The organism is Sphingobium sp. FW306-1B-F04DB, assembly GCF_058781925.1.
Window position 1 is genome coordinate 21,813 of record NZ_JBYSXE010000020.1, and the last position, 20,928, is coordinate 42,740.

The 20,928-nt window shown below is 65.2% G+C and carries 21 protein-coding genes; 11 read left to right on the forward strand and 10 right to left on the reverse strand.

Annotated elements, in window-relative coordinates:
* Window positions 1–171 precede the first annotated feature (171 nt).
* The 3 genes from AC3WJD_RS10985 to AC3WJD_RS10995 all read right to left on the reverse strand — a co-directional run bounded on the left by AC3WJD_RS10985 (window position 172) and on the right by AC3WJD_RS10995 (window position 1,539).
* On the reverse strand, window positions 172–870 hold the full coding sequence (locus AC3WJD_RS10985; protein ID WP_492746668.1) for a TIGR02117 family protein: 699 nt from the start codon (window positions 868–870) through the stop codon (window positions 172–174).
* A 70-nt stretch (window positions 871–940) separates the two neighbouring features.
* On the reverse strand, window positions 941–1,303 hold the full coding sequence (gene hisI, locus AC3WJD_RS10990) for a phosphoribosyl-AMP cyclohydrolase (RefSeq protein WP_492746669.1): 363 nt from the start codon (window positions 1,301–1,303) through the stop codon (window positions 941–943).
* Between the two features lie 32 nt (window positions 1,304–1,335).
* Window positions 1,336–1,539: a hypothetical protein gene (locus AC3WJD_RS10995; protein WP_492746670.1), complete on the reverse strand. Its 204-nt coding sequence runs from the start codon at window positions 1,537–1,539 to the stop codon at window positions 1,336–1,338.
* 131 nt (window positions 1,540–1,670) lie between these two features.
* Here AC3WJD_RS10995 and purF point away from each other — a divergent pair, with 131 nt between their 5' ends.
* The 3 genes from purF (at window position 1,671) to AC3WJD_RS11010 (ending at window position 4,257) form a co-directional block, all read left to right on the forward strand.
* Window positions 1,671–3,128 carry an amidophosphoribosyltransferase gene (purF, locus tag AC3WJD_RS11000; RefSeq protein ID WP_492746671.1) on the forward strand — a complete coding sequence of 486 codons (1,458 nt, stop codon included), beginning with the start codon at window positions 1,671–1,673 and terminating at the stop codon, window positions 3,126–3,128.
* A gap of 5 nt (window positions 3,129–3,133) precedes the next feature.
* Window positions 3,134–3,841 (forward strand): SDR family NAD(P)-dependent oxidoreductase, encoded by a 708-nt coding sequence (locus tag AC3WJD_RS11005; RefSeq protein ID WP_492746672.1) that lies wholly within the window; start codon window positions 3,134–3,136, stop codon window positions 3,839–3,841.
* 68 nt (window positions 3,842–3,909) lie between these two features.
* The gene (locus AC3WJD_RS11010) at window positions 3,910–4,257 is read left to right on the forward strand and encodes a PilZ domain-containing protein (RefSeq protein WP_492746673.1); all 348 of its coding nucleotides are present in this window, start codon (window positions 3,910–3,912) and stop codon (window positions 4,255–4,257) included.
* A gap of 138 nt (window positions 4,258–4,395) precedes the next feature.
* On the opposite strand, the gene AC3WJD_RS11015 is transcribed toward AC3WJD_RS11010, so the two are convergent.
* The 5 genes from AC3WJD_RS11015 to AC3WJD_RS11035 form a co-directional block, all read right to left on the reverse strand.
* Window positions 4,396–5,583, reverse strand: coding sequence for a serine hydrolase domain-containing protein (locus AC3WJD_RS11015; protein WP_492746675.1), 1,188 nt, complete (start codon window positions 5,581–5,583; stop codon window positions 4,396–4,398).
* 15 nt (window positions 5,584–5,598) lie between these two features.
* Window positions 5,599–6,876: a class I SAM-dependent methyltransferase gene (locus AC3WJD_RS11020; RefSeq protein WP_492746676.1), complete on the reverse strand. Its 1,278-nt coding sequence runs from the start codon at window positions 6,874–6,876 to the stop codon at window positions 5,599–5,601.
* A gap of 49 nt (window positions 6,877–6,925) precedes the next feature.
* Window positions 6,926–7,954 (reverse strand): 2-oxoacid:ferredoxin oxidoreductase subunit beta, encoded by a 1,029-nt coding sequence (locus AC3WJD_RS11025; RefSeq protein ID WP_492746678.1) that lies wholly within the window; start codon window positions 7,952–7,954, stop codon window positions 6,926–6,928.
* Window positions 7,955–8,063: 109 nt separating this feature from the next.
* Window positions 8,064–9,938 (reverse strand): 2-oxoacid:acceptor oxidoreductase subunit alpha, encoded by a 1,875-nt coding sequence (locus AC3WJD_RS11030; protein WP_492746679.1) that lies wholly within the window; start codon window positions 9,936–9,938, stop codon window positions 8,064–8,066.
* Window positions 9,939–10,013: 75 nt separating this feature from the next.
* Window positions 10,014–10,916, reverse strand: coding sequence for a histone deacetylase family protein (locus tag AC3WJD_RS11035; protein WP_492746680.1), 903 nt, complete (start codon window positions 10,914–10,916; stop codon window positions 10,014–10,016).
* A 53-nt stretch (window positions 10,917–10,969) separates the two neighbouring features.
* Between AC3WJD_RS11035 and AC3WJD_RS11040 the strand changes: the two genes are divergently transcribed.
* The 3 genes from AC3WJD_RS11040 to AC3WJD_RS11050 are packed head-to-tail and all read left to right on the forward strand — an operon-like array spanning window position 10,970 to window position 13,964.
* Window positions 10,970–11,947, forward strand: a complete 978-nt coding sequence (locus tag AC3WJD_RS11040) for an alpha/beta hydrolase (protein ID WP_492746681.1) — start codon at window positions 10,970–10,972, stop codon at window positions 11,945–11,947.
* On the forward strand, window positions 11,944–12,432 hold the full coding sequence (locus tag AC3WJD_RS11045; protein ID WP_492746682.1) for an RNA pyrophosphohydrolase: 489 nt from the start codon (window positions 11,944–11,946) through the stop codon (window positions 12,430–12,432). The genes AC3WJD_RS11040 and AC3WJD_RS11045 overlap by 4 nt, the downstream gene beginning before the upstream one ends.
* A 32-nt stretch (window positions 12,433–12,464) precedes the next feature.
* Window positions 12,465–13,964, forward strand: coding sequence for a sensor histidine kinase (locus tag AC3WJD_RS11050; RefSeq protein ID WP_492746683.1), 1,500 nt, complete (start codon window positions 12,465–12,467; stop codon window positions 13,962–13,964).
* Between the two features lie 9 nt (window positions 13,965–13,973).
* Here the strand turns inward: AC3WJD_RS11050 and AC3WJD_RS11055 are convergent, their stop codons facing one another.
* Window positions 13,974–14,360, reverse strand: coding sequence for a response regulator (locus AC3WJD_RS11055; protein ID WP_492746684.1), 387 nt, complete (start codon window positions 14,358–14,360; stop codon window positions 13,974–13,976).
* A 203-nt stretch (window positions 14,361–14,563) separates the two neighbouring features.
* On the opposite strand from AC3WJD_RS11055, the gene AC3WJD_RS11060 reads away from it, so the two are divergent.
* The 5 genes from AC3WJD_RS11060 (at window position 14,564) to AC3WJD_RS11080 (ending at window position 19,361) form a co-directional block, all read left to right on the forward strand.
* Window positions 14,564–15,466, forward strand: a complete 903-nt coding sequence (locus tag AC3WJD_RS11060) for a DUF481 domain-containing protein (protein WP_492746685.1) — start codon at window positions 14,564–14,566, stop codon at window positions 15,464–15,466.
* Window positions 15,467–15,509: 43 nt separating this feature from the next.
* A complete protein-coding gene (locus tag AC3WJD_RS11065) occupies window positions 15,510–16,721 on the forward strand; it encodes a hydrolase (protein WP_492746686.1) in 1,212 nt (403 codons plus the stop codon).
* Complete coding sequence (locus tag AC3WJD_RS11070) at window positions 16,718–17,737, forward strand: arginine N-succinyltransferase (protein ID WP_492746687.1); 1,020 nt, start codon at window positions 16,718–16,720, stop codon at window positions 17,735–17,737. Before AC3WJD_RS11065 ends, AC3WJD_RS11070 begins: the two co-directional genes overlap by 4 nt.
* 24 nt (window positions 17,738–17,761) lie before the next feature.
* Window positions 17,762–19,015, forward strand: a complete 1,254-nt coding sequence (locus AC3WJD_RS11075) for an N-succinylarginine dihydrolase (protein ID WP_492746688.1) — start codon at window positions 17,762–17,764, stop codon at window positions 19,013–19,015.
* Between the two features lie 91 nt (window positions 19,016–19,106).
* Window positions 19,107–19,361: a hypothetical protein gene (locus tag AC3WJD_RS11080; protein WP_492746689.1), complete on the forward strand. Its 255-nt coding sequence runs from the start codon at window positions 19,107–19,109 to the stop codon at window positions 19,359–19,361.
* A gap of 147 nt (window positions 19,362–19,508) precedes the next feature.
* Here the strand turns inward: AC3WJD_RS11080 and AC3WJD_RS11085 are convergent, their stop codons facing one another.
* Window positions 19,509–20,753: a hypothetical protein gene (locus AC3WJD_RS11085; protein WP_492746690.1), complete on the reverse strand. Its 1,245-nt coding sequence runs from the start codon at window positions 20,751–20,753 to the stop codon at window positions 19,509–19,511.
* Between the last annotated feature and the right edge of the window lie 175 nt (window positions 20,754–20,928).

The window sequence follows — 20,928 nt, forward strand, 5'->3', positions numbered from 1 at the left end:
CTATTTGACGTTCACGTTAACGTCAATAGGGGCGAGCCGGTTGCGGTGGGTCGAACTTTGCCGACCCCCCGAGCGGCAGAAACGGGCGAGACCGGACGGTTACCCGGAAGCTTGTCGTAGAATGGAGCCACCCGCTCAGGCTCGACCGCGCGTAGACGTCCCGATTGGCGCTTAACGAAACCATCGCATCACACCGCTTTCGAAGGGCGTCCAGGCGCCGACGCGGACTCCGGTGGCGCGGAGTGCCGCGCCGGCCCATTCGTTGCAGGTCGTGATCGCATCATAATGGCCGCGCCCTTCATAGAAGATGTCGGCGGGCGTGTAGCCGGGGATCGGCTTGGGGCGGCCCGGCGCGAAGCTCGCGCGGATATAGGTGGAAAGGCGGCGATACTCCTCGGTACTGAGCCTCAGCGGGCGGCGCCAGCGGTCGGGAAAGGGGCGGACGACATGGTCGACATGCACCAGTGTCTCGTCGCTGCCGATCGTCGCGCGGATCACGGTGCGCGCATCGAGATCGGCCCAGGTCGGCGTGTTGAGATAGAACCGTCGCTCGCCCCAGCCAAAGCCGTAATGGTCGCCCGCGTAGCGCGGGTCGGCGAGGTCGTTCGGGGATACCAGCGTTCGCCAGTCTGTTCCTTCGGCAACCACGGGAAGGATGAGGCTGGTGTGGACGCCATTGGTTTCGACATAGATGGTAACGCCCCGCTCCGCTTCGCGCCAAGCGTCATTCACGGGGATCAGCCCGCCGACATAGCCGGCCGCACCATAAGCCAGCGGGGCTGCAGGAATGGCAAGAAGCGTCCATCCCAGCCTCGCGGCAAGACGACGTTTGCGGCGATCGGGAGTTGACTGCGGGGTGTTGTCCGGCACTGAATTTCGCCTCCAACCTCAGCGCCGTTCCACGGGGCACGCTGCAGGGGGACTGCCCCGGACGAACGAATTATGCCTCCCGATAGAGCGAACCGTCCACGATGCGCCGATAGAAGCAACTGCGCTCGCCCGTATGGCACGCGGGACCTGCAGCCTCGGCGATCAGCCACAGCGCATCCTGGTCGCAGTCGATGCGCATCTCCTTCACGCGCAGCACGTTGCCCGAGGTCTCGCCCTTCATCCACAGCGCCTTGCGGCTGCGCGACCAGAAATGCGCGATGCCCGTCTCGATCGTCTTCGCCAGCGCCTCGGCGTTCATATGCGCAAGCATCAGCACCATGCCATCGCCAGCGTCGGTGACGACCGCCGTGATGAGGCCATTGCTATCATATCTGGGATCGAGCGTGGTGCCGGTTTCGCGTAGGTCTGCCATGCACCCCGCATAGACTGCCCGGGCCCCGCGCCTCAACCCTTGCGCAGCGTTTCGATCACGTCTTCCTTGGGCATCGTCGGCCGGCGGCACAGCGCCGGGTCCTCATCTTCCTCGACATCGCCCCATGGGTCGCGGATATGCGCTATCCGCGCGGCCTTTTCGGCGGCGCAGCCCTGTTTGAGCAGCGCTTCGAAAAGCATGTCATCGCTGATCGATGGTCGGTTGGCCTGCGCCATGCTATCTCTCCTGAAACGCACAAACGCTCGGGCGCCTCAAGCGCTCCCGGCAATTTTGTTACAAAAGGGCGACAAAGGCGATGACCGACCCTATATGCGCCCCGAACGCTCCCGAGCGACAGGCGAATCACATGCTCACGACGAACCCGTTTGACGACGACAAGCTGCGCGAAGAGTGCGGCATTTTCGGCATTACCGGCGCTGATACCGCCGCCGCGCTGGTCGCGCTCGGCCTCCACGCGCTCCAGCATCGCGGTCAGGAAGCCGCGGGCATCACCAGCTTCGACGGCGAACATTTCCACACCCACCGTGCTATGGGCCATGTCGCGGGGAATTTCGACCGCGACGAGGTGATCCGTGCGCTGCCCGGCATGGTCGCCTGCGGCCATGTCCGCTACTCCACGACGGGCGAAACCGCGCTCCGCAACGTCCAGCCGCTCTTCGCCGACCTCGCCTCGGGCGGCTTCGCGATCGCGCATAACGGCAACATTTCCAACGCGATGAAGCTCAGGCGCGATCTTGTCCGCCGCGGCTCGATCTTCCAGTCGACCTCGGATACCGAGACGATCATCCACCTCGTCGCGACCTCCACCTACCGGACGCTGCTCGACAAGTTCATCGACGCATTGAAGCAGGTCGAAGGCGCCTATTCGCTGATCTGCATGACCCCCGAGGGCATGATCGCCTGCCGCGACCCGTTGGGCATCCGCCCGCTGGTGATGGGCAAGCTCGACAACGCGTTCATCTTCGCATCCGAAACCGTCGCGCTCGACGTTGTTGGCGCGGAATTCATCCGCAGCATTGAGCCCGGCGAGATCGTTCTCGTGCGCGAAGGCGAGGTCCAGTCGATCCATCCCTTCGACAATGTCGCCAAACGCCCGTGCATCTTCGAGCATGTCTATTTCTCGCGGCCCGATTCGATCGTCGACGGCTCCTCGGTCTATTCGGTCCGCAAGGCGATCGGCGCGCAGCTCGCGATCGAGTCGCCCGTCGATGCCGATCTCGTCATTCCCGTGCCCGATTCGGGCGTCCCCGCCGCGATCGGCTATGCGCAGGAATCGGGGATCCCCTTCGAACTCGGCATCATCCGCTCGCACTATGTCGGCCGCACTTTCATCCAGCCCGGCGACAAGGTCCGCCACCTCGGCGTGAAGCTGAAGCACAACGCCAACCGTGCGCTGATCAACGGCCAGCGCATCATCCTTGTCGACGATTCGATCGTGCGCGGGACGACCAGCCTCAAGATCGTGCAGATGATGCGCGAAGCGGGGGCGTCGGAAGTGCACATGCGCATCGCCAGCCCGCCGACCAGGCACAGCTGCTTCTACGGCGTCGACACGCCCGAGCGCGCCAAGCTGCTCGCCGCGCGGATGCAGGTCGAGGAAATGCGCGACTTCATCCACGCCGACAGCCTCGCCTTCATCTCGATCGACGGGCTCTACAAGGCGCTGGGCGAGGAACGCCGGCACGACATCCGCCCGCAATATTGCGACGCCTGCTTCACCGGCGACTATCCGACGACGCTGACCGATCATGACGATCTGGCGGTCGAGGATCAGTTCCAGCTCCTCGCCGAACGGGTGAACTGACAGCAATGACCGCACCATTGGAAGGAAAACTCGCGCTTGTAACGGGCGCGAGCCGGGGCATCGGCGCGGCGACCGCGGAGGCGCTGGCCGCTGCGGGCGCGCACGTCATCCTGACCGCGCGCACCGCGGGCGCGCTCGAAGAGGTCGAGGACCGCATCCATCAGGCAGGCGGCAGCGCCACGATCGCGCCGCTCGACCTGATCGAGGGGGACAGCATCGCGCGGCTCGCGACCGCGATTTCAGGCCGCTGGGATGCACTCGACGTCCTCGTCCTCAACGCGGCAATGCTCGGCACGCTGACGCCGGTCACGACGATCGACGCCAAGGAATTCAACACCGTGCTCGCGACCAACCTGCTCGCACCGCACGCGCTCATCAAGGCGTTCGATCCGATGCTGCGCAAGAGCGCGTCGGCCAGGCTGATCGCGCTCACCTCGAGCGTCGCGCAGGTCCCGCGTGCCTATTGGGGCGCCTATGGTGCATCCAAGGCGGCGCTCGAAACGCTGGTTGCGGCCTATGGCGAGGAGGTGAAGAACCTGTCCGGCGTTCGTACCGCGATCGTCGATCCGGGTGCGACCGCGACCGCGATGCGCGCCCAGGCCTTTCCGGGCGAAGACCCTATGGCCTTGAAAGGTCCGGAAAAAGTTGCCGAGCGCATCGTCGCGCTTGCCGCCGGCGATTTCGAAACCGGTCACCGCGAGCGCGTTAACTAAATTCTTCAACCCGAATCCAACGAATGAAGAGGATTATCGCGGCTTTCCGTTAAGCAAGGAAATTCACGATGACCTCAACGACGGAAACGACACCCCGCTACCAGATGGCGGCGCAGGAGGATCGTTGCGCGCCACGCGCGGCGGTCAGCATTCCGGCAACGCTCCGTCCTTCGGGCTCGGGTGGCTTCCCGGTGGTGGTGACCGATCTGTCGCTCGCGGGTTTCGCGTGCCAGGCAGTGACGGGCATGAAGCCCGGCACCTTGTGCTGGCTGACGCTGCCCGGCCTCAGCGGGCTTCAGGCCGAAGTCGTGTGGAACAATGGCCAGATGGTCGGCTGCGCCTTTGCGCGACTGCTCAACCAGGCCGTGCTCGAGCTGATCGTCTCGCGCTACCGGATGCCCCAGCCTAGACCTTGATCGGTTCAGGCTGATTCAGCCTGAACCGTGAATCAAGGTCTCAACGTTTTGAATAGAGCCTGATTCACCTTTCGGCGGAAGCGCATTGCGCTTCCACCTCAAACGATCAGGCTCTTGAGGGGCTGAGACCAGCTTCGATCATTGCGGCGCGGCGTCCGCCGCCGCGCTGATCCGCCGGACGAACGCCATGCGTTCGGCGCCCAGCGTTCGATCGGTCGCCTTGGGCCAGGCGCCCGACATCACCACGACCAGCTTGCGCGCGCGGTCGACATGGATCAGCTGGCCGAATATGCCCTGCGCCTGAAACGTGCCATCGGCATTGGTCCACCATTGATAGCCATAGCCCGATCCCGGCCGCCCGGTCTGGGCCTGCGCGCCGGTCGCAGCGGCGAACCAGCCTTCAGGCACGACGCGCTTGCCGCGGATAACCCCATCGTTGAGCACGAACTGCCCGATCCGCGCATAATCGTGCAGGCTCGCCGACAGGCAGCAGCCGCCGATATCCTGCCCGCCCGCGTCGACCATCCAGAACAGGTCGCGCTCCATGCCGAAGGGCTTCCAGATCTTTTCCTCGGTATATTGCGCCAGCGTCTTGCCCGTCGCCTTGGTGACGAGCACGCCGATCAGATTGGTCTCGCCCGTCTTGTAGACCCATTTGGTGCCGGGCGCGGCCTCGCGCGGCAGCTTCTTCAGATAGGCGATCGTCTGGTCGACGCCGGGCTGCGGCGGATCCTTGTACATCGAGGCGACGTCCGAATTGGGATCGGTATAGTCCTCGTTCCACCTGACGCCCGAGGTCATGGTGAGCAGCTGCTTCACGCTCACGCCCTCATAGGCGCTGCCCGCAAGCTCGGGGATGTAGCGCGTCAACGGATCGTCTACCGACTTGATGTAACCATCCGCCACCGCGGCGCCGACAAGCGTCGAGGTCAGCGACTTGGCGACCGAAAACGAGGTGTAGCGCCCGGCGCCCGAATAGCCGCGCGCATAGCGTTCGAGCCGGATCCTGCCGTCCTGGAGCACGAGCAGCCCCGCGACATTATGCGCCGCCATGTGCGCGCCCACGGGATCGCCGGGCCCGAAATCGAGCGGCGCCCCCTTGCCCAGCCGATAGGGTTTCGCGGACGCCTTGGCGACGTCTCCCGGAAACAGCTTCTCCATATGCGGAAAGTTGGCGTCGCGCTGTTCCTGGCTCCAGAACAGGATCTCTGCCCCCGCCTGGCGCAGCTGGTCCGCGTTGTTCCCCGTCACCTTGACCGGCGCCGTGGCGCAGCCGGCAAGCAGCATCGCGGGCAGCGCCCACGCGAACATCACCTTCACTTTCACAATCCCCTCCCTGTCCTATGCCGGTTTGACGAGCGTGACCTGCGCGACATCGATCCCCTGTCCGCGAAACCCGCCCTCGCAATACATCAGATAATAGCGCCACAGATCGACGAAGCGCGCGTCGAAACCGCTCGGCAGCCGCCCGGCCTCGACCACCGCGTCGAAATTCTCGCGCCAGCGTTTGAGCGTTTCGGCATAATGCAGGCCGAAGGACTCGCGGTCACGCCATTCGAGCCCGATCCGCTCGGCCAGCGCGCGGAAACGATTTTCGGACAACAGCATCCCGCCCGGAAAGATATAGGTCTGGATGAAATCGGCACTCGCCGCATAGCCTTCGAAAATATCGTCGGCGATCAGGATATACTGGATCGCGGCGCGTCCATCGGGCTTGAGCAGCCGGTGGATCGCCGCAAGATAGTCGCTCCAATATTGCTGGCCCACCGCCTCGACCATCTCGACGCTGGCGAGGGCGTCATATTGACCCCGCGCATCGCGATAATCGACGAGCTCGAAGCGCGCGCGCTCCTGCAAGTCGGCGGCCGCGATACGCTGTTCGGCATAGAGCTTCTGGCGCGGCGAGAGCGTGATCCCGGTGACCAGCGCGCCATGATCTCGCGCCGCGGTCTCGGCGAGCGCGCCCCATCCCGACCCGATCTCGATCAGCGTGTCGCCGGGCTTGAGCCGGAGCCGGCCGAGCAGCGTCGCGATCTTGCGCGCCTGCGCCTGTTCCAGCGGTTCGGCGGGCGAAATCGGCTCGGCGAAGCGCGCGCTCGAATAGGTCATGCTGTGATCGAGCCACAGCGCATAGAATTCGTTGCCCAGATCGTAGTGGAATTCGATATTGCGCCGTGCGCCGGTGCGGCTGTTGCGCCGGAGCCAGTGCTGCAGCTTGACCAGCGCGCGGAATATGCCGTTTGCGCGGCCTGCATTGCCCAGCCTCGTACGATTGCGCATGAACAGGTCGAACAGCAGCACCGGGTCGGGGCTCGTCCATTCGCCCCGCACCCACGCGTCGTACCAGCCGACCGAGCCCGAGCGCGCAAGCCGGAGCAGCGCGGTCCAGCTGCGCAGTTCGACTTCGGCGACGGGTCCCGGGCCCCGCCCGCCGAGGACGCGGCGCGAACCGTCGGGCAAGCGCGTCTCGATCCCGCCCTCATCGAGGCCCGCATCGATCCGGTCGAGAACGCGTCGAAATCCGCGCGCGAACAGCCCCGAGAGCCAGCCGCTGCCCAGCGCCCGCGCCCCCGCGGTCCGAACGAAGTGATGCCCTCCTTCAGGCAGTTGCACGTCCATGATCGCAATCCTTACGCAAGCGAAAGCTTTGCGCAACTTTCCATCGCGATCACTCGACGCGCGGCTGTTTTTCGACCTGCCAGGTCTGCCCCCTGGCGACAAGCTTCTGCAGGTCCGCCGCCTTGCCTTCCGAGGCGTGCGCGTTCTGCGCGATCACCGCCTCTTCGAAGCTCGGGCGCGGATCGTCGTAGAGCACGCCCAGCGCCATCGGGAAGGCGCCAAAGGGCAGTTCGACGAGCATATGCGCAACCGAGCGGTTGGCGATGTCATGCACCTGCACGCCCGCCGCCTGCCAGTCGCCCTCGACGACATCGACGATCTCGAGATGGAGATGGTCGAGATTGAGCCTGAGCCCCTTGGTGCCGTTCGCGAACAGCATCGGCTGGCCATGTTCGAGCCAGAGCTGGCCCTCCGGTGCGTTGGCCTTTTCGGTAAAGGGCGCGAACACGTCGTCATTATAGACGATGCAGTTCTGGAAGATTTCGATGAACGCCGCGCCCTTGTGCGCGTGCGCGGCCTTGAGCACTTCGGGCAGCTTCTTGTGGACGTCGATCCCGCGCGCGACGAAGCGCGCACCCGAGCCGAGCGCGAAGGCGCAGGGACTCGCGGGCCGGTCGACCGATCCGAAGGGGGTCGAGGGCGAGCGCGTCCCGATCCGCGAGGTCGGCGAATATTGCCCCTTGGTGAGCCCGTAGATCTCGTTGTTGAACAGCAGGATCTGGCAATCGAGATTGCGACGGAGCAGGTGCATGGTGTGGTTGCCGCCGATCGAAAGCGCATCGCCGTCGCCGGTGATGATCCAGACGTCGAGGTTCGGATTGGCGAGCTTCACCCCCGTCGCCACCGCGGGCGCGCGGCCGTGGATCGTGTGGAAGCCGTAGGTTTCCATGTAATAGGGAAAACGCGACGAACAGCCGATGCCGGAAATGAAGACGGTATCCTCTGGGCGAACGCCCAGTTCTGGCATAGTCCGCTGAACCGCTTTCAGAATGGCATAGTCGCCGCAGCCGGGGCACCAGCGGACCTCCTGGTCGCTTTCCCAGTCCTTCGCGGTGCCGATCTTGGTCATTTCGTTCATGGCTTGATCCCACGCAGATCGTCACCCTGAACTTGTTTCAGGGTCCATGCGGACGCTGCCGCGAGGCGGAGAGATGGATGCTGAAACAAGTTCAGCATGACGAAAGTGATCACCCTAACGCCTCCTCGATCGCCGCTTCGATCTCCGCGATGCGGAAGGGCTGACCGCTGATCTTGTTGAGGGGCTGCGCGTCGACCAGATACTGGTCGCGCAACACCGTCTTGAACTGCCCCGTGTTCATTTCGGGGACGAGGATCCTGTCATAACCCTTTAGCAAGTCACCAAGATTGCGCGGCAATGGCCAGATGTGGCGGACATGGATATGGGCAACGTCCCTGCCCTTTGCGCGCTGGCGGCGTACTGCCTGATGGATCGGGCCGAAGGTAGAGCCCCAGCCGACAATGGCGAGCTTGCCGCTCGCCTCGCCCAGCGTCACCTCCTGCTCGGATACATGCTGCGCAATGCCGAGCACCTTGTCGCGGCGGATCTCGGTCATCGCTTGGTGGTTGGCGGGCGCATAGTCGATATGGCCGGTGTCGACCGCCTTCTCGATGCCGCCGATGCGATGCATCAGTTCGGGGGTACCCGGCTTGACCCATGGCCGCTTGAGCTTGCCGTCGCGCGCATAGGGCTTGAAGCCGTCGGCGGGCGCTTCCGTCATGAAGTCTACCGCGAAGGGCGCATAGCCCCCCATGTCGGGCACCTTCCAGGGTTCGGCGGCATTGGCGATATAGCCGTCGGTCAGCAGCATGACAGGGGTCATGAACTGCACCGCGATCCGCACCGCCTCGATCGCACAGTCGAAGGCGTCGGCGGGGGAGCGCGCTGCGATCACGGGCATCGGCGCGTCGCCGTTGCGACCATAGACCGCCTGATAGAGATCGGACTGCTCGGTCTTGGTCGGCAGGCCCGTCGAGGGGCCGCCGCGCTGCGAATTCACGATCACCAGCGGCAGCTCCGTCATGATCGCAAGCCCGATCGCCTCGGTCTTCAATGCAATCCCCGGCCCGGATGACGAGGTGACACCAAGCGACCCCGCATAGGCCGCACCGATCGCGCTCGCGATCGCGGCAATCTCGTCCTCCGCCTGGAAGGTGGTGACGCCATATTCCTTCAGGCGCGAGAGATGGTGCAGGATCGCCGAAGCCGGCGTGATGGGATAGCCGCCGAAGAACATCGGCAGGTTGGCGAGCTGCGCGCCCGCCACCAGCCCGAGCGAGATCGATTCCGCACCGGTTACGGTGCGGTACAGCCCGGGCTCGACAGGAGCGGCCGCGATATGATGCTGCTTCATGGGACCGCCCAGCTCGGCGGTCTCGCCATAGGCGTGGCCCGCGTTGAGCGCGGCGATATTGGCCTCGGCCAGCTCGGGTGCCTTGGCGAACTTGGTATGCAGCCAGTCGACGATCGGCTTGCGGTCGCGGTCGAACATCCAGAGCGCGAGCCCCAGCGTCCACATATTCTTGCAGCGCAGCGCTTCCTTGTTGCCGAGCCCGAATGGCTTCACCGCATCGAGCGTCAGCTGCGAGATGTTGAAATGGACGAGCTGCCACTTGGCTAGCGTGCCATCCACGAGCGGATTGGCGTCATAGCCCGCTTTCGCGAGGTTGCGCGGCGAGAACTCGCCCTCGTCGGCGATGATGAGCCCGCCGGGCTTGAGCACGCCCACGCTCATCTTGAGCGCCGCGGGGTTCATCGCGATCAGCACATCGGGCGCGTCGCCTGCGGTCTCGATCGAGGTCGATCCGAAATTGATCTGGAACGCCGAAACGCCAAAGGTCGTGCCCTGCGGCGCGCGGATCTCGGCGGGGAAATCGGGGAAGGTCGCAAGGTCGTTTCCGGCGAGTGCGGTCGACAGCGTGAACTGCCCGCCGGTCAATTGCATGCCGTCGCCGCTGTCGCCCGCAAAGCGCACGACCACGGCCTCAGGCGCGGGGTGTGAGGATGCCTCTTCCGGGCTTACCTCGTGGACGGCAGATGCCATAAGCGATCGTCCTTCCTGTCTCTCTCCAGAACCATGCTAGGCGCGTAATGCTCCCGCCGCAAAGCAGAAAACGCATCATCCGCCGGCATGGCCCGCTGCCAGCGACAGCATCGCCGCGACATGCCGGCGGGCGATCGCCATGCGGTCGTCGCCATAACCCCCGCCGAGTGCGCTCGCGATCGGGATACCGCGTCGCCCCGCCTCGCGCCCGACGAAGCGGTCGCGCGCCGCAAGCCCCGCATCGGTCAGCGAAAGCCGCCCCAGCCGATCGTCCTGATGCGGATCGACGCCGGCCTGATAGAGGATCAGATCGGGCGCAAAGCCGTCGATGATTCCGGGCAGGTGCTGCACAAGCGCCCCCAGATATGCGTCGTCGCCGGTACCGTCGGCCAATCCGACATCGAGTGTCGAGCGCGCCTTGCGTGCGGGGAAGTTCTTTTCGGCATGGATCGAGAAGGTTGCGATCTCGGGATGGCCGGCGAGCAGTGCGGCGGTACCGTCGCCCTGATGCACGTCGCAATCGACGATCAGGATGCGGCGCGCATCACGCTCGTCGATCAACCGACGCGCTGCGACCGCCAGATCGTTGAACACGCAATAGCCCGCGCCCGTATCGTAGAGCGCGTGATGGCTTCCTCCGGCGGCATTGGCGGCATGGCCGTGCTCCAGCGCCAATCGGGCTGCCAGCCAGGTTCCTCCCGGCGTCAGCTGGGCGCGCCTCGCCACGCGGTCGCTCACCGGAAAGCCGATCCGCCGTGCCTTGTCGGGCGGTACGCGCAGTTCGATCACCTCGGCAACATAATCGGGGCAGTGCACGGCCTCGATGCGCTCGCGCGGCATCGGCTCTGGCTGGTGGATGCGGTGCGCCGCGCCGCTCTCCTCCAGCGCCGTCATCACCAGCCCGTACTTGTCCCACGGAAAGCGCGATCCGGAAGGCGCTGGTGTCTTGTAATCGGGATGATGGACGACGTGCAGCACAGTCCCTAATTAGGGATCAGGCCTCGAAGAGCCAATGTCTGCAGGAGAGTCATGTGAACGACTTCTATACCCGTCCCGACACCCAAGCCTTTCTGACCTTCCTGAACGCATTGCCGGGGCCACGCATGCACGAACTCTCCCCGCCCGAAGCGCGGCAGGCGATGCGCGCGATGCGCGACATCGCCGATGCGCCGCTCGGCGAACTCGCGGTGATCCGCGACCTGGCGATCGACGACCCCGCCGGTCCCATCCCTGCCCGCCTGTTCGATGTGCGCGAAAACCGCGTGCCGGGGCCGGCCATGGTCTTCTTCCACGGTGGCGGCTGGGTGATCGGCGATCTCGAGACCCATGCCCCCTTCTGCGCCGAGGCGGCGCGTCTGCTCGACCTGCCCGTGATTGCGATCGACTATCGCCTCGCCCCCGAACATCCCTGGCCCGCCGCGCCTGATGATTGCGAGGCCGCGGCGCGCTGGGTCGCATCGAGCCCCGCCGCGCTGGGCCGTGCGGTGACCGGCCTGATCCTCGCGGGCGACAGCGCGGGCGGGAACCTGACCATCACCACCGCCATGGCGCTGCGCGATGCGCCCGCGCAGGTGCCGGTGATCGCGCAATTCCCGATCTATCCTGCGACCGACTTCTCAAAGCCCTATGAGAGCTACGAAAAATTCGCCGAAGGTCGCTTGCTGACGCATGAAGCGATGGAATGGTTCGGCAACAACTATGCCGCCGACGTCAATCATGTCCGCGCCTCGCCGCTGCTTGGCGACGTGGCGGGGCTACCGCCGGCACTGGTGCTGACCGCGAGCCTCGACCCGATCCGCGACCAGGGCCGCGCCTATGCCGGCGCGCTCGCGGCCGCGGGCGTGTCGGTGATCTTCCGCGAAGCCAAGGGCAATATCCACGGCTTCATCAACCTCGCCAGGGGAATCCCGTCTTCGGTGGGCGACATCGCGGGCGCATTGCGCGCGCTCAAGGATCTCGTCTCGGAAGCCGAGGCGGGCCGGGTTATGGAACAGGCTGCTGCTGAATGACCGACCCCAACGACCTGCCTTACCGTCCCTGTGCCGGCGTGATGCTGCTCAATGCAGAGAACCGCGTCTTCGTCGGCCAGCGGCTCGATTCGACGCTGGAGGCATGGCAGATGCCACAGGGCGGCATCGACGAGGGTGAGGATGCCGAAACCGCGGCGCTGCGCGAGATTGGCGAGGAGACCGGAATTGATATCGGCCTGATCCGCATCGTCGCGCGTTCGCGTGAGGAGCTTTACTATGACCTTCCGCCCGAGCTGATCGGCAAGGTCTGGAAGGGGCGCTATCGCGGCCAGCGCCAGCGCTGGTTTCTCGCGCGCTTCACGGGCACCGATGCCGATGTGAACATCGCCACCGCGCATCCCGAGTTCCGCGCATGGAAGTGGGCGGATCCCAATGAGCTGGCGCAGCTGATCGTGCCCTTCAAGCGCAAGCTCTACGAAGACATCGTCGCGGAATTCGCGCCCTATCTGGAAACCGCCAGCTGACGCCCTGTCGTCGTCCGGCATCGGAAATTCGCATGACCACAACCCTGAACGAAGATCGGCGTGCGCAGACGCTGACCGACTATGCGGTCCTCGACACGCCGCCCGAGGATGGATTCGAGCAGGTGGTCGAATTCGCCGCTGCACTTTGCGAAGCGCCCATCGCGCTCATCTCCTTCGTGGGACGCGAGCGTCAGTGGTTCAAGGCGCACCGCGGCCTCGACATGCGCGAGACGCCGCGCGAGGTCTCGTTCTGCGCGCACGCCATGCTCGGCCAGGCGACGATGATCGTGCCTGACGCGCGCGACGATCCGCGTTTCGCCGATAACGCGCTGGTAACGGGGGCGCCGGGAATCCGCTTCTATGCTGGTGCGCCGCTGGTGTCGCCCGAAGGCGTGCCGCTCGGTTCGCTGTGCGTGATCGACACCGCGCCGCGCGCGGGGTTGACCGCGCTCCAGCAACAGGGTCTTGACGTGCTGGCAGCACAGGTGATGGCGCTGCTCGAGGCGCGGCGGCGCGTGCGGCTGATCGAGGAACGTGACCGACGCCTCGCCGAAAGCGAGCACAAGTTCCGCGTCCTCGCCGACACCATGCCGCAGATGATCTGGTCGACACTGCCCGACGGTCACAACGACTATTTCAACGCGCGCTGGTACGAATATACGGGCACCGTCCCCGGAGAGACCGACGGCGAACGTTGGGACAAGGTGCTTCATCCCGATGACCGTGATCGCACCTGGGCCATGTGGCGGCAGTCGCTCGCCACCGGGGAACCTTACGAGATCGAATATCGCATGTGGCACCATAGCGGCGAATATCGCTGGGCGCTTGGCCGCGCGCTGCCGATGCGCGATGCCGAGGGCCGGGTCATCCGCTGGTTCGGCACCTGCACCGACATCCACGAAGCGCGCCTGGCCGCCGAACAGCGCGACCTCATCGCGCACGAGCTCAGTCACCGTATAAAAAACATCTTCGCCGTAATCGCCGGCCTCATCAACCTGTCAGCACGCACCCGTCCCGAGCTGCGCGATATGGCCGAAGACCTCCGGACGCGGGTGCTGGCGCTGGGCCGCGCGCACAATTTTATCCGTCCGCACGGCGGCGGGCTGCTGCAGGACGGTGAACATACCCGGCTTCACGGGCTGCTCGACGAACTGTTCAGCCCCTATAATGACGGCGACCGACCGCGCGTCCGCATCGCCGGCGCCGATCCAGCTATTGATGACCGTTCGGCCACCCCGCTCGCGTTGCTCTTCCACGAGCTTGCCACCAATGCCGCCAAATATGGGGCGCTTTCGGGAAGTGACGGGTGGGTGACGGTCGATGTCGCCGCCGATCGCAACGATTGCGTGATCGACTGGCGCGAAATTGGCGGCCCTGCCATCGCGCAGGCGCCCCAATTCAAGGGCTTCGGGTCGAGGCTGATCGAGCTGAGCATCGGTGGCCAGCTTCATGGCACGATCGACAAGGCCTGGGAACGCGACGGCCTGCGCGCGCGGATCGCCATTCCGATGGAATCGCTCGCGCGGAAATAGTCCCTGGCGTCAGTTGAAAAGGTGCAGTTCGCGCGGGGGCTTCGCGCCGCATTTCGTCAGATAGTCGATCGTCGCGCCGATGCACCGATCGGAGAACGGCTTGGCCATAACCCCGGTCGCGCCTTCGACGCCGGCACCCAGTTGCGCAGGATTGGCAGTGACGAACACGACCGAAACGCCGTGATCCATCGCGAGCGTCCGCCCTATCGCGGGGCCCGTGCGGCCGTCGCGCAGATTGATGTCGACCAGTGCGAGATCGACCTGATCGGCATAGCGCATCGCCGTGCGGCTGTCGGCAGCGATCGCGACCACCTCGATCCCCTGCGCCTCAAGCGCGCTCTCGATATCGAGCGCAACGAGAATCTCGTCCTCAACGATCAATGCACGCCGACACATTCTGAAAATGACACTCTTGTTACGACCGCCCACACAAATGCGCGAAAGCTGTTTTGTATCCCTTCGCCGCGTTTTGTATGACTTTTTCGTGCCGCGGGGTTGCCAAGAGCGGCCGGGGGCTGAATATGGCGCACCGTCACCATCCCGTTCATGATGTTGGAAAGATGCGCGTTCCTGCAGCCCCCCTTGTTGCACTGACGGCCATGACAGCGCTGGCATCTCCGGCATGGGCGATGCCCGATCCGGCGCGCGTCATGCTCGACGCTGCGATCGCCGAGGGCAACGAGGCCGAGATCGCAACCATCGCCAAATATGCGGAAAAGACATGGCCCGATTCTGCCGCCGAAATCCGCGCGCGCGTTGATTCATGGCGTGCCGAGCGGCTCGCCGCAACCAATCCCTCCGCACCGGTCGTCCCGCTCGTCGAAAGCGCAAAGGCCGAGACCAAAGAGGTCGAACCCCCGCCCCCACCCTGGAAGGGCAAGGGCGAGCTTGGTGGCTATTATGCCAAGGGCAATTCGGACTATTTCGGGGTCAGCGCCGGGGTTTCGCTCAAGCGCGAGGATCCCGTCTGGCGCCACGCCTTTGTCGCGCAGGCGGACTATCAGGAGAATGACGGCAAGACGACACGCGAACGCTATCTCGTGTCATATCAGCCCAATTACCGCTTCAATCCGCGCACCTATATCTATGGCCTCGCGCAATACGAGCATGACCGCTTCATCGGCTATGACAGCCGTTATGCGCTTTCCGCCGGGATCGGTTATCGGACGCCCGATGGCAAGCCGCTCAGCGTCGAGCTGGAAGCGGGGCCGGCCTATCGCTTTACCGAATTCACAGACGGCGGGGCGGAGTCGTCGGCGGCCGGCCGCGGTTCGATCAGCCTTGAATGGAAGATCGCGCCATCGCTGACCTTCAACCAGAACGCAGCGGTCTATGTCGATTCGCTCAACAGCACGATCAACGGCACGAGCGCGTTCAATGCCAAGGTCTATGGTCCGCTCTCGGCGCGGCTCAGTTACAATGTGCAATATGAAAGCGACCCGCCCGTAGGCCGCGAGACGACCGATCGGCTGAGCCGGGTTTCGCTCATCTACGATTTCTGAACGGGGGGTTCACCCCGAAGCCTTCGCTCACTAGAAGCACCGGATGACCACATTATCCGATGCCGAACGCGCAACGATCGAAGCAGCGCAGGATGCGCCGATGCTTGCGCAGGTCGAGCGATGGTCGACGATCAACAGCGGCACGCGCAATCTCGACGGGCTGGCGACGATGGCGGGGCTGCTGACCGACGCCTTTGCCGCGCTGCCCGGCGATCTCGAGCTGGTCGAGCCCGCCCCGGTCGAAAGCGTGGCGGCGGACGGATCGGTCACGACGCTCGCGCATGGCAGCCATGTGCATCTGAAGGTGCGCGCCGACGCTCCTGTCCAGATGCTCTTCACTGGACACATGGACACCGTCTTTGCCCTCGATCACCCCTTTCAGGCGCTGAACTGGCGCGAGCCCGGCGTGCTCAACGGTCCCGGCGTCGCCGACATGAAGGGCGGGATCGCCGTGATGCTCGCCGCGCTGCGCGCGATCGAGGCGTCTCCCGCGGCCGCGCGGATCGGCTATGAGGTGGTGCTCAATTCGGACGAGGAAACGGGCTCGGCCGCGTCCGCCGCGCTGATCGCGAGCGCCGCACGCGGCAAGGTCGCCGCGCTCACCTATGAACCGGCGGCGCTTCCCGATGGCACGCTTGCGGGCGCGCGCGGGGGTAGCGGCAATTTCTCGGCGGTGATCACGGGCCGCAGCGCGCATGCCGGTCGCAATCCGGAGGACGGGCGCAACGCGATCGTCGCCGCGGCCGACCTTGCGCTTCGCCTCAAGCGGGCAGTTGCGCCGGGCCTTGCGGTCAATCCGGCTAAGATCGATGGCGGCGGGCCGAACAATGTCGTGCCCGACCACGCGGCGCTGCGCGTCAATTTCCGCCCCGCGACGCCCCAGGACGAAATCGCGGCGCGGGCACTGCTCGACCGGCTGATCGCCGAGATTGTGGCCGAGCATGAGGTCCATATCCACCTGCACGGTGGCTTCGGCCGCCCGCCCAAGCCCTTCGATGCCAAGGCGGAAAGGCTGTTCGGTCTGGTCAGGCAGGCCGGTGCCGACCTTGGCCTCAGCATCGGCTGGAAGACATCGGGCGGCGTGTGTGACGGCAACAACATCGCCGCCTGCGGCGTGCCGGTGGTCGACACCATGGGGGTGCGCGGCGGCGCGATCCATTCCGCCGACGAATATCTGATCGCGGATTCGCTGCCCGAACGCGCGGCGCTGTCCGCGCTCACCATAATGAGAATAGCCGAGAGGGGAATGATTTGAGCTTCCGGATGAGAGCGGCGCACGAAGGCGACCTGCAGCATCTCTACGAAATGGCGAAACTGACGGGCGGCGGATTCACCAACCTGCCGCCCGACAAGAAGTCACTCGCCGCCAAGCTGGAGCGCTCGGCAGGGGCTTTCCAGCGCGACGATGACGCGCTTGGGGACGACCTGTTCGTGCTCGTCCTTGAGAATACTGAGACGGGCGAGGTGCGCGGCACCTGCCAGATCTTCTCGCAGGTCGGCCAGCGCTGGCCCTTCTATTCCTATCGCATCGGCACGCTGACCCAGCACAGCGAGGAACTGAGGCGTACCTTCCGCGCGGACATGCTGACGCTCTCGACCGACCTCGAGGGGGTGAGCGAAGTGGGCGGCCTGTTCCTGCATCCCGGGGAGCGGGCGGGCGGGCTTGGCCTGCTGATTGCGCGCAGCCGCTACCTCTTCATCCGTGAACATCGCGCGCGCTTCGCCGACCGCATCCTCGCTGAACTGCGCGGCGTGATCGACGAGGCGGGCGGATCGCCCTTCTGGGACGGGCTTGCGGGCCGCTTCTTCGGGATGAATTTCCAGGACGCGGACCAGTTCAACGCGGTCCATGGCAACCAGTTCATCGCCGACCTGATGCCCAAGCATCCGATCTACACCGCAATGCTCCCCGAAAGCGCACGCGCGGTGATCGGTATTCCCCATCCCAGCGGCCGCGCCGCGATGCGGATGCTCGAGAACGAAGGCTTCGCCTTCGAGAATTATATCGACATTTTCGACGGCGGCCCGACGATGACCGCGCGCACCGACGCGATCCGCTCGATCCAGGAAGCCGAGGATTCGGAGATTGTCGCGATCGGCAGTGAAGGCGGCGAAAAGGTGCTCGCCGCGCACGGTCGGCTGGCCGATTACAGGGCGACCTATGCCTTTATCGAGCGCCATGAAGGTGGCGGCATCGCGATCGATGCCGAGGGTGCGGCGGCACTGGGCGTCGGTATCGGCGACACGATCGCGCACGTGGCGCGCTGGTAGCACGGCTTTCAAACGGAGTTCTGAATGTCGCTCAGGGAAATCAATTTCGACGGCATCATTGGACCGAGCCACAACTATGCGGGCCTCAGTCTCGGCAACCTTGCCTCGGCGAAGAACGCCGGCCATCTCTCGCAACCGCGCGCCGCGGCGCTGCAGGGGCTCGCCAAGATGCGCGCCAATATCGCGCTCGGACTGACACAGGGCATCCTCCTGCCGCATGACCGCCCCGATACCGACTGGCTCGACAGCCTCAGCACCGATTTCGACACCGCCGAACCGCATGTCCGCGCCTGTTCCTTCTCCGCTTCTTCGATGTGGGCCGCCAACGCCGCGACGGTATCGCCGGCGCCCGACACAACCGACGGCAAGTGCCATCTCACGGTCGCCAATCTTGTGACGATGCCGCACCGCAGTCATGAATGGCCCGGCACGCTCGCACAGCTTCGCCTGGCTTTCGCAGGCACCGCGTTCGCGGTCCATGGCCCCGTTCCGGCGCCATTTGGCGATGAAGGCGCGGCCAATCACATGCGGCTCTGCGCAAGCCATGACGAGCCCGGAGTCGAGGTGTTCGTCTATGGCAGGAGCGGTGGCCCCTACCCAGCGCGCCAGCATATCGAGGCGTCGAAGGCCGTCGCGCGTCGCCACTGGCTCGACATGGAACGCACGCTTTTTGTCCAGCAGTCGGAAGAAGCGATCGCCGCGGGCGCCTTCCACAACGATGTCGTCGCGGTTGCCAATGAACGCGTGCTCTTCACGCATGAAAACGCCTTTGCGGACAAGGAAGGCTTCTATGCCGACCTGCGCCGCCTGATGCCCGAGGTGGAGATCGTCGAGGTGCCTGCAGCCCGCGTCAGCCTGGCCGAAGCGATCACCTCCTATCTGTTCAACGCGCAGCTGGTGAGCCTGCCCGGTGCCGGCGGCATGGCGCTCGTCCTCCCTACCGAGGCGCGCGACACGCCCGCGGTCTGGGAATGGCTGCAGGAACATGTCGCAGGCAACGGCCCGATCCGTCGGCTCGAACCCGTCGATGTCCGCCAGTCGATGGCCAATGGCGGCGGCCCTGCCTGCCTGCGGCTGCGCGTGGTCTGCGATCCCGCCACCGTGGACCCACGCTTCCTGGTGGACGAGGAGAAGCTGCGGCGGATCGAGGGGGTCGTAGCGACGCATTGGCCCGAGACGATCGATGCCGGCGCGATCAATTCGTCTGCGCTCGTCGATCGGGTGCGCACCGCACGGCGCGCGCTGCTCGAGGCGCTCGATCTGGCAGAGCTGGGCTGAACCGCTGTCGGATTAACTTACAGATAACCATGATCGTTAAGAAATTGGTCCGGGAATCCGGGACTGGCCCGCCCCTTGCTTTAGTTTTGGCATGTGGACCCGGATCAAGCGCCTTTTCGTCATCAAGACCCGTTTCGAAGCCTGCCTTATCATCTACGCGCTCTCGCTGGGCGCGATGGAGCGCGGCAAGCACTATCTGACGCAGTTTCCAGGATATGGCGGCTATCTGCTGTGCCTTGCCTGCACTGGCGCGGTGTTCATGGCGGGGGCGATGATCTTCGACGCGCTCGCCGCCAAGCGCGCCGCCACCATGTCTGGCTCAGGCGTCAGTCCGCAACACCCATAGCACCGCCGCCGTCGCAGCGGCCGCTCCGCCGACAAGGAAAAGCGCCGGGACCGCCATTGCGATCCCGACGCCGAATGCGAAAAAGGCCGTGCCGGCAAGCAGCGCGATGATCGCGTCAGCCCGTTGTTTCACGGTGCCGGCACAGGCTCAGCAGCCGTCGCCGACGCCCAGCGCGCCGCCGATCACGCCGCCCAGGGCACCGCCCAGCCCGCGCTTCTTCTTGCACTTCTTCTGCGGCTGCGCCTCGCCCGAGTCATCCGTGGCCGCCGACATCTCGCCCATATCGGGCCCGCCGATCATCCACATCGTCGTCGAGCGGAAGCGGACCCGCGTCGTCCATTCGAGCTTCCATGGCGTCGCAGCATTTGCCGGACGCGGCGGATAGGCGAAATTGGCCTCGGGGCCATAGGCGTTGAGGTTGGACATCAGGAATCCCGATGCCGCCGCCTTGACCTCGGCGGGGATGGTGCAGCTTGTCTGCGTCGGGGGCATCACCACCTTTTCGGTGATCAGGCGCCGCACGGTCTCGGGGGGCAGCCAATCCCACAGCCCGCCGCCGAACTCGCGTGTAGCCGAGGACGACCACCACACGAAATCACCCGAATTGCCGCCATCGCTCTTGGCGCCCACCGCCCAGGCATAATAGCCGGTCGCGCCGGTGACGGCATTCCAGCTGATATTGGTCGCGCCCGCCTGTTCGCTCGCGCGGCCAACGATGCCCGGCATATAGTCCTGCGCGAGGCTGAACTTGATCTCGGGCGTGTAGTTGCCGGCGATGCGGTGTTCGCCGAGGAGCGACGAGCCCTTGCCGGGCTGTTGGCCACCCTTGGCATTGGGCCAGTGGCCGAAAGTCTTGCTGTTCGACGAACTGGGGCCGTAGTCGACTGGCACACGCGTCGAGAAGAGGTTGGGCGGCATCTGCCCCGCGGCCAGCTTGGCGAAATCGATGATCACGGGCTGGCCCGGCCCCGCCTTCGCGCCGCACCCCCAATAGAGCAGCAACCGTCCCTTGGGGCGCTCATAGGATTGGGGCGGCGTTTCCGACGTCCCGCCAGTGGGCGTGATGAGCGGCAGCGCCTTGCCCATCCTGGCGGCGTCGGGCGGGAAGTGATCGGCCTTGGGTGCGCCCGGCGTGGCAGCGTTGCGCGAGCCGAGCCGCAGTTCGACAGTGTGCATCTCGCGATTCGAGGCCCCGCCGCCCATCATCATGCTGATGGCACTGCTGGCGCCGCCCTGCATGCCCGCCATGCCAGTCGTCGTGCTGACGTTCATGACATAGCGCGCGATCGGCGGCGTGCTCGCCGTCTTTTGGGCAATGCCGGGGCCGAAGGCGATCCAGCTCCCCGTCAGCGCGACGCCCGAAATCAGTGCAATTCGTGTGTACCGGTTCATGCAAAGCTCCCTGAAATCTGCGCGACCCGGCCGTGTTTCCAGCACGATGTTGTATCTGCGTAACTACTGGACCGCGTGCCCCTCCGCAATGCGCCAGCGCACAGCTGCGCCGGTGTGCGCAATTTTTCCCGATGGCGGGATGATTTTCAGCCCAGGCACGACGTGGATGCGACCA

Bases quoted from the DNA above. Each gene is read 5' to 3' on its own strand.
- AC3WJD_RS11020 (WP_492746676.1), bottom strand. From the start codon at position 6,876: ATGGACGTGCAACTGCCTGAAGGAGGGCATCACTTCGTTCGGACCGCG.
- AC3WJD_RS11075 (WP_492746688.1), top strand. From the start codon at position 17,762: ATGTCGCTCAGGGAAATCAATTTCGACGGCATCATTGGACCGAGCCAC.
- AC3WJD_RS10995 (WP_492746670.1), bottom strand. From the start codon at position 1,539: ATGGCGCAGGCCAACCGACCATCGATCAGCGATGACATGCTTTTCGAA.
- AC3WJD_RS11010 (WP_492746673.1), top strand. From the start codon at position 3,910: ATGACCTCAACGACGGAAACGACACCCCGCTACCAGATGGCGGCGCAG.
- AC3WJD_RS11085 (WP_492746690.1), bottom strand. From the start codon at position 20,753: ATGAACCGGTACACACGAATTGCACTGATTTCGGGCGTCGCGCTGACG.
- AC3WJD_RS11050 (WP_492746683.1), top strand. From the start codon at position 12,465: ATGACCACAACCCTGAACGAAGATCGGCGTGCGCAGACGCTGACCGAC.
- AC3WJD_RS11055 (WP_492746684.1), bottom strand. From the start codon at position 14,360: ATGTGTCGGCGTGCATTGATCGTTGAGGACGAGATTCTCGTTGCGCTC.
- AC3WJD_RS11030 (WP_492746679.1), bottom strand. From the start codon at position 9,938: ATGGCATCTGCCGTCCACGAGGTAAGCCCGGAAGAGGCATCCTCACAC.
- purF (WP_492746671.1), top strand. From the start codon at position 1,671: ATGCTCACGACGAACCCGTTTGACGACGACAAGCTGCGCGAAGAGTGC.
- AC3WJD_RS11080 (WP_492746689.1), top strand. From the start codon at position 19,107: ATGTGGACCCGGATCAAGCGCCTTTTCGTCATCAAGACCCGTTTCGAA.
- AC3WJD_RS11060 (WP_492746685.1), top strand. From the start codon at position 14,564: ATGACAGCGCTGGCATCTCCGGCATGGGCGATGCCCGATCCGGCGCGC.
- AC3WJD_RS11025 (WP_492746678.1), bottom strand. From the start codon at position 7,954: ATGAACGAAATGACCAAGATCGGCACCGCGAAGGACTGGGAAAGCGAC.
- AC3WJD_RS11005 (WP_492746672.1), top strand. From the start codon at position 3,134: ATGACCGCACCATTGGAAGGAAAACTCGCGCTTGTAACGGGCGCGAGC.
- AC3WJD_RS11045 (WP_492746682.1), top strand. From the start codon at position 11,944: ATGACCGACCCCAACGACCTGCCTTACCGTCCCTGTGCCGGCGTGATG.
- AC3WJD_RS11065 (WP_492746686.1), top strand. From the start codon at position 15,510: ATGACCACATTATCCGATGCCGAACGCGCAACGATCGAAGCAGCGCAG.
- hisI (WP_492746669.1), bottom strand. From the start codon at position 1,303: ATGGCAGACCTACGCGAAACCGGCACCACGCTCGATCCCAGATATGAT.